The organism is Citrobacter sp. S-77, from assembly GCF_963864895.1.
Lineage (GTDB): Bacteria > Pseudomonadota > Gammaproteobacteria > Enterobacterales > Enterobacteriaceae > Citrobacter > Citrobacter murliniae.
The window spans coordinates 2427488-2439917 of sequence record NZ_CAWLWU010000002.1; the positions used below are offsets into that span (position 1 = coordinate 2427488).

General features: G+C 49.7%; 13 protein-coding genes. 11 read left to right on the forward strand and 2 right to left on the reverse strand.

Annotated features, from left to right (window positions below; genetic code table 11):
• The first annotated feature begins 149 nt into the window (after positions 1–149).
• The 11 genes from AACS05_RS12135 to AACS05_RS12185 all read left to right on the forward strand — a co-directional run bounded on the left by AACS05_RS12135 (position 150) and on the right by AACS05_RS12185 (position 9812).
• Entirely contained in the window at positions 150–3050 is a 2901-nt protein-coding gene (locus AACS05_RS12135) for a RecE family exodeoxyribonuclease (RefSeq protein ID WP_045443270.1), read from the forward strand.
• Positions 3051–3061: 11 nt separating this feature from the next.
• Positions 3062–4099 carry a RecT family recombinase gene (locus AACS05_RS12140; RefSeq protein WP_045443273.1) on the forward strand — a complete coding sequence of 346 codons (1038 nt, stop codon included), beginning with the start codon at positions 3062–3064 and terminating at the stop codon, positions 4097–4099.
• Between the two features lie 48 nt (positions 4100–4147).
• Positions 4148–4450 carry a hypothetical protein gene (locus AACS05_RS12145; protein ID WP_045443285.1) on the forward strand — a complete coding sequence of 101 codons (303 nt, stop codon included), beginning with the start codon at positions 4148–4150 and terminating at the stop codon, positions 4448–4450.
• Complete coding sequence (locus AACS05_RS12150; protein ID WP_071828943.1) at positions 4447–4632, forward strand: Lar family restriction alleviation protein; 186 nt, start codon at positions 4447–4449, stop codon at positions 4630–4632. The genes AACS05_RS12145 and AACS05_RS12150 overlap by 4 nt, the downstream gene beginning before the upstream one ends.
• A gap of 18 nt (positions 4633–4650) precedes the next feature.
• Complete coding sequence (locus AACS05_RS12155) at positions 4651–4845, forward strand: DUF1187 family protein (RefSeq protein WP_045443288.1); 195 nt, start codon at positions 4651–4653, stop codon at positions 4843–4845.
• Positions 4846–5317: 472 nt separating this feature from the next.
• Positions 5318–5578 carry an excisionase gene (locus tag AACS05_RS12160; RefSeq protein WP_045443294.1) on the forward strand — a complete coding sequence of 87 codons (261 nt, stop codon included), beginning with the start codon at positions 5318–5320 and terminating at the stop codon, positions 5576–5578.
• Positions 5556–6698, forward strand: a complete 1143-nt coding sequence (locus AACS05_RS12165) for a tyrosine-type recombinase/integrase (RefSeq protein ID WP_045443297.1) — start codon at positions 5556–5558, stop codon at positions 6696–6698. The genes AACS05_RS12160 and AACS05_RS12165 overlap by 23 nt, the downstream gene beginning before the upstream one ends.
• Positions 6699–6854: 156 nt before the next feature.
• Entirely contained in the window at positions 6855–8258 is a 1404-nt protein-coding gene (locus AACS05_RS12170; RefSeq protein WP_045443300.1) for a cytochrome ubiquinol oxidase subunit I, read from the forward strand.
• Positions 8258–9268: a cytochrome d ubiquinol oxidase subunit II gene (gene cydB / locus AACS05_RS12175; protein ID WP_045443303.1), complete on the forward strand. Its 1011-nt coding sequence runs from the start codon at positions 8258–8260 to the stop codon at positions 9266–9268. Before AACS05_RS12170 ends, cydB begins: the two co-directional genes overlap by 1 nt.
• Positions 9268–9393 (forward strand): DUF2474 domain-containing protein, encoded by a 126-nt coding sequence (locus tag AACS05_RS12180; RefSeq protein WP_071828945.1) that lies wholly within the window; start codon positions 9268–9270, stop codon positions 9391–9393. Before cydB ends, AACS05_RS12180 begins: the two co-directional genes overlap by 1 nt.
• Positions 9394–9581: 188 nt before the next feature.
• Positions 9582–9812 carry a DUF2554 family protein gene (locus AACS05_RS12185; RefSeq protein ID WP_045443306.1) on the forward strand — a complete coding sequence of 77 codons (231 nt, stop codon included), beginning with the start codon at positions 9582–9584 and terminating at the stop codon, positions 9810–9812.
• 3 nt (positions 9813–9815) lie between these two features.
• Here the strand turns inward: AACS05_RS12185 and rlhA are convergent, their stop codons facing one another.
• Positions 9816–11777, reverse strand: a complete 1962-nt coding sequence (gene rlhA / locus AACS05_RS12190; RefSeq protein ID WP_045443319.1) for a 23S rRNA 5-hydroxycytidine C2501 synthase — start codon at positions 11775–11777, stop codon at positions 9816–9818.
• Positions 11778–11855: 78 nt separating this feature from the next.
• Positions 11856–12392 carry a helix-turn-helix domain-containing protein gene (locus AACS05_RS12195; protein WP_045443321.1) on the reverse strand — a complete coding sequence of 179 codons (537 nt, stop codon included), beginning with the start codon at positions 12390–12392 and terminating at the stop codon, positions 11856–11858.
• Between the last annotated feature and the right edge of the window lie 38 nt (positions 12393–12430).

A 12430-nucleotide genomic window follows, 5' to 3' on the forward strand; every position in this document is an offset into this window, starting at 1 on the left:
CAACAAGTGCAGGCTTATCCCCATTTTTTCATCTGGCGATGTGCTGGTCAGCGACCAAACCGACCAGCCAGAGATGTGACCAGTAAGCACCAAGAGAGGAAGACTTACTGGACGAGCAGGATTTTAATCGTAGTTGAGGTTAAAAAACAATGAGTAAACAGCAAGAATATCCCCTTCTTTATCCTGTCAAAAACGAAGGGGCACGAAAACGCCTCGGCTTCAATAATGGTTTTTACTGGAAAACTGAGGACTCACTGGCAAGGGCGATTCTGCGTGCTAACGTGGCATTAATAGATGCAGGATTTAGTCTGGAGGATTTTAAGAAACCAATACGCGTTAATTTTCCGGTAGAAAATGATATTCCACCAGAAGGTGTATTCGACACGAGATTCTGTAACAACCGAGAACTCGGTGGCGAAGACGGTAAAACACTGATGCTTATTTCCGACAAGAACGCTGATGTTTCACCTGACGATAAAAAAGATGCTGCCACCGATAACACCAGCACAAATGAGGCGGACAAAAATAAACCAGATACCCCTCAGTTAACCAGTGTGCCAACCATGCCATTACAGCACCGCATACTGGCACAGTACGTTGGTAACGGAGAATATCTGTATCACGTCGATGCGGAGCAAAAAGCCGAAATTCTGCGTCTGGAAATGGACACGGAAAACACCTACGTCCAGAACATGATGACTGCCGCAAAAAATGTCGACGCGTTTAAAAATGCCGCCGAAATCGACATCCACAGAGTGGTGAAAGCGTACAAAACAGTTTTCCCTCTCGACAAAAAAGTCCCGGAGATTACCGTGGCAAAGCGTTTTCTTGAAGACTTTTTTGCCACGGAGCACATCGATCGTGGGCTACTGGTAAAAGAATGGCAGGAAAAAGCCGTTCAAATTAACCAGTCCAAATCAGGCACTGAACTTCGTCACCAGCACAAACAAACCTGGAAAACTCTCGACCTGAAGGTAGCCGTCGCATTCTGGCCTGGCGATGTCAAACCAGGGAGCGTTGATGGCAGTGTTCTGCGTTGGGCTAAAACAGAAATCATTGGGAAGGACCGCGAGGACTGGAAGCGCTTCTCTGCCACGCTGCGCACCGTCGACAACATCCTCGAGTATGACGATCAGACTATTTTCCTGTTAGTACAGATGCGTCCGCTCGATATCCACAAGGATCCGGTCGCGCTGAAAAACTACATCACCGAATTTCTGGCAACGCATGCTCAGCCAGAAGTCGCCAGCGAGCAACTACAAACAGGAAGCGTAAATGAAGAAGGAAAATCAGATGATGAAGAAAAACCGCAATCAACTGGCACAGTGGCAGATGAACCGGCAACGCCTGAAACGGTGGAACCGGATACAACTGAACATCATCAGGACGCACAGACGCTGGATGCTCAGCCACAGATAAATTCTGTTGATGCGAAATATCAGAAACTGCGAGCAGAACTGCATGAAGCGCGGGAAAACATTCCGCCCAAAAATTCGGTCGATGTCGATAAGCTACTGGCGGCTGCGCGTGGTGAATATGTGGAAGGGATCAGTGATCCGAATGACCCTAAATGGATACATGAAGATTACAGAGGTATCACCACCTCAAATGAAGGTGAAAAATCGGAAGTACAGACCGAAAATGATCAAGAAACGCCGGAGGAAACGGCTGGCGATAACTTTCAGGAAGATAACGAGAACGCTCAGTCAGACGCTGGCTGTGATGCTGCTGGCGATGCGTCAGATACCGTAAATACACACTGGCCGTCATGGTTTGAGCCGGGCCGATATGAAGCTATCCCTAACGAGGTTTATCACTCAGCTAACGGTATCAGCAGCACAATGCTCAAGGATGCCCGTATCAGCCTGATGTATTACCACGGGAGGCATATGGCCGGAACAATTCCGCGCGAAGAAAGTGATGCTTTGCTCCGTGGACGGATCATTCACAGCTATGTACTGGAAACAGATAAATTCGCTGATGAATATGCTGTTCCGTCACCGGTTCCTGACTCAGTAGTCACTACATCACAGGATTTGGTTGCGATTATCAAAGAGTACAACGCTGCCCTTCCGGCGCTGATGACGCCCGACGAACTTAAGGCATGGATTGAAGAGTACAACGCTACCTTACCTGCTCAGATTCCCATGACTGGAGACAAAGACGCAATTGGCCTGGCGTATATGACATTGCCAGCCGAGTTTAAGAGAGTTATTGGCGACAATAAAAACTTTACAGCCACCGCAATGAAATCCTGCATCAAAGAATATAACGCCACGCTTCCCCCGCTCCTGAAAACAAGCGGTACCCGTGAGCAGTTGCTGGACCAAATCGCAACCGTGGATCCGACGCTGGCAGAGAATGAACGCGCTAAGTTTTTGCCGTACAACGTCAGCGGGACAAAAGAGCAGTTAACTGAAATTGTCCGGAAAATCCGTCCTGATATTGTGACGATTGAAGACTGGCAAAAACAGCAGGAAGTCGCCAACCGTGGAAAGACATTCATCACAGTCGAGATGTATGAACAAGCGAAAAACATCCATGCAGCTTTGCAAAATAACCAAGATGCAGCCCGACTGCTCAACCATCCGGAACGCAAATCGGAGATCAGTTATTTCGGATTCGATGAAGAAACCGGGCTGGAAATTCGCGTCCGTCCGGATATTGAAATCAGGCTGCCTTATGAAAGTATCTGCGCAGATCTGAAATCAGTCAGCCTCGGATATGTACGTCAGGAGCGCCTCAAAGACCGTCTGCACCGGGAAATCATCGAGCGTGATTACCACCTCAGTGCGGCGATGTACTGCGACGTGGCGAACCTGGAAAAGTTTTTCTGGATCTTCGTTAACAAGGATGCGGGCTATCACTGGGTAGCTGTTGTGGAAGCCTCGCCGGAACTTCTGGAACTTGGACGGCAGGAATACCGCCGGACACTACGCCAGATAAACCAGGCTCTGGAAACAAACCACTGGCCCGCGCCAATAACCGAAAGTTACACCGACGAACTAAACGACTTTGATCTTCGCCGTCTTGAAGCACTGAGCATCTGAGGAAGGACACAATGAACGAATTAATTCAGCAAGAAAATATTAACTCTATCGTTGCCATTTTCAGCCCTCAGTCCTTGGCGGCAATTCAGACATTTTCTCAGGTCATGGCCTCCGGCATGGCGACAGTTCCGGAACACCTTCGGGGAAATCAGTCAGACTGCATGGCCATCACTATGCAGGCTATGCAGTGGCAAATGAACCCTTACGCTGTGGCACAGAAAACCTTCGTGGTGAACGGGGTTCTTGGGTATGAGGCACAACTGGTTAATGCTGTAATCAGCACCCGGGGACCATTAACCGGGCGTATCGAATATGAATGGTTCGGTCCGTGGGAAAAAATCATCGGAAAATTTGAAATCAGGAAAAACGACAAAGGGAAAGAATACCGTATTCCTGGCTGGAGGCTGGCCGACGAAAATGGGATCGGTATCCGCGTACAGGCCACACTGCGCGGAGAAAGCAACCCACGCGTCCTGGAATTACTTCTCGCCCAGGCCAGAACACGTAATTCAACGCTATGGGCTGATGATCCCCGTCAGCAACTGGCATATCTGGCGCTGAAACGCTGGGCGCGTCTCTATTGCCCCGAAATCATCCTTGGCGTGTATACCAGAGACGAGCTGGAAGAACCGCAGGAAAAGATCATTAACCCGGTGCAGGAACCACAACACACTTCTGCAGTTGTTAATGAACCCACCGTTATAGATGTTGATGAATGGGTAGGCAACCTGCGAGACAGCATTGAGCAGGCTGAAACAACGGAGCAAACAACGGCTTTACGGCAGGAAGTCGAGGCACAGAAGAATGCGCTTGGTCCACTCTATACCGAACTGAAAGGGAAAGTCGTTCAGCGCCACCATCGCATTAACGCAATCGCGCGTATTGAGAAGATGATCAACGACCTGCCCTCATCAGACGATCCTGACGCTGCGCAGAAATTTGCAACACTGGAGCAGGCGCTTAATGCCTCCAGGCCGCACCTGGGCGACCTGTATGACGCATACAGCACCACACTCTCCGACATGAAACCTGAATACATCAACGGTTAATAATCCCCTGGCGGCTGCAACAAGCCGCCATAGCAGGAATAACAGGCTATGAAGATGAAACCCGCTAACGCACGTGAATTTATTCAGATGGAATACAGTGAATTTCCGGACACCGTTTTACATGCCGAATTATGCCGCGCATGTGCCAGAGCTGACGGCCGCAGCATCAGACGGGCATTAAATGGTTTCGCCAAAGCAAGAATGACAATAGTCAAAAGCCCGGCCTTACGCGCAGCCCTCGAAACGATGGCGACCAGCCAGTTTCCGGAAACGCAGATAACCCGAATTCGCGCCTGTATCGGGCGTATGGAATCCGTGCTAGTCCAGAAATTCGGAGTTAAACGCTCATGAGGTATTACAACGTAAAACCCTGCCCCTTTTGCGGCTGCCCATCAGTGACAGTGAAGGATATTGCAGGCCATTTCAGGGTTAAATGCGATGGGTGCGAAGCACGCTCAGGTTATGAAGGCAGTAAAGCGTCAGCCCTTATCCGCTGGAACAGACGCGCAACAGACAACGTACCTAAGAGTTAAGTTTTAAGAGTCACCAGTATGTACAAAATCACCGCAATTATTGAAAAAGCAGGTAATGCACCGACGTCATGGACCCGCTATTCAAAAGTGAAAATGACCCGGTCCGAATGCGAAAAAATGATTTCAGGTAAGCATGAAGCTGGCGTATCCCGCATAGAGAAGGCAACTCTCAAAAGTTTTGAATGTGTAAAAGTAAAACCGGGCGAACTATGAAGAAAACACAGTGCATGTTTTGCGGAGGATCAGCCACCCTGCTTTGTGATGGGTATATCGGTTTCCCGCCGAAATGCGAAAACGGTTCAGAGTTCCCGGATGTTCTGCATCCATTCACCTGTAATGCGCCGATGTGTGATCGCTGTGGCACAGAGATGATGAAAATATTCGTCTGTGGCAAACGACCATATTCAGGGATCCAGACTGTCGACCACTGCCCCATATGCCTGAAAGTTTTACCACCTTATCCAGAGCACACCAGGAGGATCATTAGCTCTGCGGAACAGGCAGAAAGAATACGCGCTGCACACTGGGCTGGTTTTTCTAATCCGCACATCCAGCACGTAAAAATTTTACAGGGTGGCGGCCAGCAGTCCTTTGATTTTTAAACTTGATCATTAATGTTCAACCCAGACTGCCGCCAGCATTCTATATTTGGTGGCGGTCATGCTGTAAAGGGACATGACCATAGATGGCAAAAACTATTCTGATTCAGGATTGGGCAAAAGGCCCAAATGGATTCGGATATCCACAATCACAATCACGCTTAAATCACCTGGCAAAAACGGGCCAAATTTATCCACCAGCCAAAAAGGATGGAAGGCGATGGGTGGTCGATGAGGATGCTGTTTTTATAGGTTGCGTCGGGAAGGACGAAATTTCCGATGATTTGCCGGAAGATGCCAAAAAACTGGTAAAGAGTGTTATCAATGGCCGCACCACGCAAGCATAACATTAAGATAGAAAATTTGTACGCCAAAATCGATAAACGGAATAACAAGGTATATTGGCAATATAAAGATCCGTTGACGCAATTATGGAGAGGATTTGGAACCAATGAAGTTGCAGCAAAAGCTGCCGCAATCGAATTAAATCGACTGTTTGCCAAACAGCAACTTGAACAAACTTATGCCCTCATTGATACAGCAAAGAAAAAAATTGTGCAGCCAAACAAAAACGAAATGAGATTTAAAGAATGGGCCAAAAAATATATTGAGATGCTGGAAAAAAGACATTCAAAGGGAGAGATCTCGTTATCCACACTGAATGAACGGCGTCATGCTGCAAATGTTTTGTGTTCTCGAATTGCCAACACTCCGCTGAGTAGTGTTGGTTCCCGCGAAATGGCCGCCATCCTTGAGGAATATATCGACGAAGGAAAAAACAGTATGGCGAAACACATACGTTCAAACTGGATCGATATTTTCAAAGAAGCGCAATTTGCAGGAGAAGTACCGCCTGGTTTCAATCCGGCACTTTCTACAAGAAAGCCGAAAGTTGAAGTAACCCGCGCCCGTTTACAGTTGGAAGATTGGCAAAAGATTGTTGAGGTAGCAAAAGTTCGTTACTCACCGTGGGCGGTAAATGCATTGCAGCTCGCTCTCGTCACTGGTCAGCGACTTTCAGATATTCTTGCCATGAAGTTCAGGGATGTAAGAGACGGGTATCTATGGATTGTTCAGGGTAAAACTGGAAACAAAATTGCCCTACCCTTAACGCTTCATTGCGATGCTGTAGGTCTTTCTCTGGAGAACGTCATAAATCAGTGTCGCGATCGCGCGTTAAGTCCCTATCTGGTTCATCACACTAGGACGACGGCGACGATTAAATCAGGTGGCACAATAAACAAGGCTACTGCCAGCACTATGTTCGCTCGATGCCGGGACGCAGCAGGTATTACTCCTCCGGAGGGGAAAACGCCCGTGTCGTTTCACGAACAGCGTTCTTTGGCTGAGCGTCTTTACTCTGCTCAAGGGGTCAACACGCAGGAATTACTAGGACATAAATCGGCCAAAATGACCGAGACATACCACGATGAAAGGAATGATGGCTGGGTGTTTTTGGTGGTTTAATATTAACCAGTTTTGGGGAAGAGTTTTGGAGAGATTTTGGGGAAAGGTCATAACAGTCCATAAACTGTTATGACTTAATAAACGCGGACTGTTTCTGCAACCCAGATGTAGCGCGGCTTAGAATGCAACTCACATAAAAATTATATGGAGTTCTGCATGTTCGGTCTCGATGCGTTTCACCTGGCGAGGATCCAGTTCGCGTTTACGGTGTCCTTTCACATTATCTTTCCGGCTATAACTATCGGACTTGCCAGCTATCTGGCGGTACTCGAAGGTCTTTGGCTGAAGACGAAAAATCCGACCTGGCGGTCGCTGTATCATTTCTGGTCTAAAATATTTGCCGTTAACTTTGGCATGGGTGTCGTATCGGGTCTGGTCATGGCTTACCAGTTTGGTACCAACTGGAGCGGCTTTTCTGAGTTCGCTGGCAGTATCACCGGGCCATTACTGACCTACGAAGTGTTAACCGCATTCTTCCTGGAAGCGGGTTTCCTTGGTGTCATGCTGTTTGGCTGGAACAGAGTGGGACCCGGCCTGCACTTCTTTGCCACCTGTATGGTCGCGCTGGGGACCATTATCTCTACCTTCTGGATCCTGGCATCAAACAGCTGGATGCAAACGCCGCAGGGCTACGAAATTGTCAATGGACAGGTAGTGCCAGTGGACTGGTTTGCCGTCATTTTCAATCCTTCATTCCCTTATCGACTGCTACATATGTCCGTCGCAGCATTCCTCAGCAGCGCCCTGTTTGTCGCCGCGTCAGCTGCCTGGCATTTATTACGCGGTAATAACACCCCGGCTATTCGGGCCATGTTCTCCATGGCGCTGTGGATGACATTGATCGTCGCCCCACTCCAGGCGCTGATTGGTGACATGCACGGACTGAATACCCTTAAGCATCAGCCCGCGAAAATTGCAGCCATTGAAGGACACTGGGAAAACCCGCCAGGCGAACCGACTCCACTGCTGCTGTTCGGCTGGCCTGACATGGAGCAGGAACGTACCCGTTACGGGTTGGCTATCCCGGCACTGGGAAGCCTGATCCTTACGCATAGTCTGGACAAACAGGTTCCGGCGTTAAAAGAGTTTCCGAAAGAAGATCGCCCTAACTCCACCATGGTGTTCTGGTCGTTTCGTATTATGGCAGGCTTAGGCATGCTGATGATCCTGCTGGGCGCATTCGCGCTCTGGCTACGCTACAGACAGCGTTTATACACTTCGCGTCCCTTCCTGAGATTCGCGCTGTGGATGGGACCTTCAGGTCTGATTGCAATTCTTGCAGGTTGGGTCACCACCGAAGTGGGACGTCAGCCGTGGGTAGTTTATGGGCTACAACGTACAGCGGATGCGGTTTCCGCGCATGGCGATCTGCATATGAGCATCAGTTTGCTGGCCTTCTTTGTGGTTTACAGCTCGGTCTTCGGCGTGGGTTACAGCTATATGATCCGCCTGATCCGCAAAGGGCCTCAGGAAGATCCGCCGACCATCCCGCCATCAGGCACTCCTGCACGGCCGCTTTCAGCTGCGGTCCTCGATTCGCAACCTGAGGTGCTCCGCTAATGGGTATTGATTTATCAGTTATTTGGTTTGTTATCATCGTGTTCGCCACGCTGATGTATATCGTGATGGACGGTTTTGATCTCGGGATCGGCATTTTATTCCCCGCCATTCAGGATGCTGACGATCGGGACGTGATGGTCAACAGCGTGGCACCGGTATGGGACGGGAATGAAACCTGGCTGGTACTCGGTGGCGCAGGCTTGTTCGGCGCTTTTCCGCTGGCCTATGCCGTGATTGTCGATGCGCTGACCATTCCGTTAACGCTGATGCTCATAGGGTTGATTTTTCGTGGCGTCGCCTTTGAATTCCGTTTCAAGGCTACACCGGCTCACCGACCATTCTGGGATAGAGCCTTTCTGTGCGGTTCAATCCTCGCGACCTTCACCCAGGGCGTTGTTGTTGGTGCTGTTCTCAACGGTTTTTCAGTCACCGGACGCAGCTACAGCGGTGGAGCATTCGACTGGCTGACACCTTTCACGCTGTTTTGCGGAGTCGGGCTGGTTGTCGCATATGCTCTGCTCGGAGCAACATGGTTGGTTATGAAAAGCGAAAACCCGTTGCAGGATAAAATGCGCAACGTGGCAAAAAAACTGCTGCTCACACTGCTGGTCGTGATTGCCATTATCAGCCTCTGGACGCCACTGGCACACAGCGCCATTTACGAGCGCTGGTTTAGCCTGCCGAATCTGTGGTTCCTGATGCCAGTACCGGTACTGGTTGCGCTTATCAGTCTGTGGATCTGGCGCGCATTGGGCCAGCAAAGCTGCCATGCAGTGCCTTTTGTGCTGACACTCGGCTTGATTTTTCTGGGTTTCAGCGGGTTGGGGATCAGTATCTGGCCGCATATTATTCCACCGTCAATTACCCTCTGGCAGGCTGCGGCACCAGCGCAGAGTCAGGGCTTCATGTTAGTTGGTGCACTGCTGATTATCCCCATAATCCTCGTTTACACCTTCTGGAGCTATTACGTTTTTCGCGGCAAAGTTCAACATGGTGAGGGGTATCATTGATGCAGCAATCGATCTGGAAACGCCTGATGTGGCTGGTGATCCTCTGGGGAGGAAGTGTGCTGGCGCTCGCTGGCGTTGGCATGTTCTTCCGTCTGTTGATGACGGCGGCAGGTTTTAAGTCCTAGGACACTGTGATTCAAGCCGGGTTGTGCTCGCACTTCCCGGAAACTCAAAATTCAAACGATTATTAAACAACTCAGTAATAATTGCCGAGTTTGCGAAACAGATGTTGCCTTTGGTCCGAATAAATATTGAAATAGTCACCAGGCGAAATTATCGCCATTTCTGTTTATTACGTACCAGAGGCTGCATGATGTTTAAGAAAGGGTTAACGGTGTTATTGCTGGCCAGCGCGCTTTTCTCCGGCCAGCTTTTCGCTTCTAATCAGGGACATGAATATCTTCAGGTACAGGATGCCGATCATTTATTACGCCACTCAGCCGACAGCGATGAATTACGTGTGACGGCGGAAGAGTCCGCCGCCGATCTACGTGAGCATCATCACTGGATAAAATCACGCAAGCCCGATACACATTTAAGTTAATGCTTAGCCTTTACGTTTTGGCAGCGTTTTCATCAGATCTTCCGGGCTGACAGAAGCTACAACGCTACCCGGCAACGGCATTTTCAGAATGTGATGCTTAATCTTGCCGATAACGTGCATTTCGCACGGTCGGCAATCAAATTTTAGCGTCAGCACTTCATCACCATTGACCAGTTGCATTGGGGTCGCTTTCCAGCTTTTGATATTTCCTTTTGCCTGTTTCGGGCACAGATTGAAGGCAAAACGCAGGCAGTGCTTGGTGATCATTACCGGGACGTCACCTTTTTCTTCATGTGCCTCATAAGCGGCATCAATCAACTGGACACCATAACGGTGATAAAACTCACGCGCTTTATGGTTATAAACGTTCGCCAGAAAACTCAGATGCGTTTGTGGATACACCGGTGCCGGTTCGGAAACAGGTTTACGGCAGCCACGCTGATAACTGGCCAGACGAGCGGCATCCAGCATATCTACAGCTTCACGCCGGAACTGATTGAGTTGCCCGTTCGGTACGAACAGCGCCCCCGGCAAATTGACCTGAATATCGCGGGCGTAATAGAGCGTTTGCCCCAGTTTTGCCAGGCCATCCTGCAAATTACTCAACGCTTTTTCCGCATTGTTAGCTTCTTCAAACAGGCCGTCCAACGTATGGGTAATACTCACGCCCTCTTCACTGGTGAGAGTCAGGATCAACTGCTCCTGCCAGCCGCCAAGCTCAATATCTACCGCCACCCGGCGTTCGCTGGACGTCTTGGTTAACGCTTGTTGCCAGTTATGATCGAGATTGCGGTTCAGCGGATGGTGCGGGCGAACTTTGTGCAGATCGGCAGGCATGTCATTCGGCCAGACCCGATAACGGTTGTGTCCCGTTTTTTCCACCGTATTAGCCCGAAACCCTACCACATCACGTTTAATTAACACGTTCAGGCCATCGCCGTTCGCCAGCGGTTCCGTCACCTCAACATCAAGATGGTCTTTCGCAACTTTCAGCACTTCTCCGACGGGCAGACCTATAAATTTCGGTGAGTCGAAAGCACCGATATCCCCTTTCCGGGCGTTAACAAAATAATCGGTGCTGCCACGGTGGAAAGTTTTTTCCGTGGAGGGAGTAAAGAAATGCTCAGTTCGCCCCGCAGAAGCCCGGGCCAGATCGCCCCGCTCTTCGATTATCGCATCCAGCATCTGCCGATAATGTGCTGTAATGTTTTTCACATAGCTCATATCTTTGTAGCGACCTTCAATTTTGAAGGACCGCACACCCGCATCAATCAACGCGCCGAGATTGGCGGTTTGATCGTTATCTTTCATCGACAACAGATGTTTTTCATATGACACCACGCGGCCCTGATCGTCTTTCAGGGTATATGGCAAGCGACAGGCCTGAGAGCAATCCCCACGGTTAGCACTGCGGCCAGTCTGGGCATGGGAGATATAGCACTGACCGGAATACGCCACGCACAACGCACCGTGAATAAAAAACTCAATGGTAGCGTCTGTGGACTGATGAATAGCGCTAATTTGTTCAAGGCTTAATTCCCGCGCCAGTACAATCTGGGTGAATCCGACGTCAGAGAGAAATTTCGCCTTCTCTACAGTACGGATATCGCACTGGGTACTGGCATGCAGTTCAATAGGGGGAATATCCAGTTCCAGTATCCCCATATCCTGCACAATTAACGCGTCAACGCCGGTTTGATACAGATCGGTAATTAACCGCTGCGCGGGTTCCAGCTCATCATCATGCAGGATCGTATTCAGCGTCACAAAAATTTTCGCCCCATAACGATGGGCAAAAGGCACCAGATCAGCGATATCTTTCAGGCTGTTGCTGGCATTATGACGTGCCCCAAAACCGGGACCGCCAATGTATACGGCATCTGCGCCGTGTAAAATGGCTTCGCGTGCAATCGCGGTATCACGGGCCGGGCTTAACAGTTCAAGGCGATGAGGTTGCTGACGCATACAGTTGTTACCATCCAATAGCGGCAAAATGGCGGCTATTGTAGTCAGAAGCGCAACGTTTCGGAATAGTTTTCCCGATTAACTGCGCGGGTAATGGATGAGTGAATGAAAGTGAACCGTCTGTTCACTGCTGTTACGATAACTGTGCGCAGTATCTCCGGCAAAACGCACCCCCTCACCGGCTTTTAATGTTCGCCATGCCCCCTCAATGTACATATCGAGCAGGCCATTAATCACTACGACATGCTCAATGACGCCAGTCTCATGTGGGGTAGATTCACTCAGCGCCCCCGGAGCCAATAGGATCGAAAAATGGTCAAAGCAAAGTTGTGGATCCCACGGGAAAAGCGGTGTCACCACCATTGCCTGTTGTTCGGGATCGAATGTGGTCGTGCCGTCGGATTCTGGCGGTGAAATAAAGGTTGAAAATGGGACGTTCAGCCCAGTCGCGATTTTCCACAATGTCGCCACCGTGGGGCTGGATTCATTACGTTCAATCTGCCCCAGCATTGCCTTTGAAACGCCTGTCTCCTCGGCCAGGCGAGAAAGGCTCCATTCTCGCTGGTGGCGCAATGTTCTGAGCGTAGTGGCCAGATATTGAGTTAAATTGTCCATTTATTCCTCCCTTAATCCCCTTCTGCAAAACAATAGCT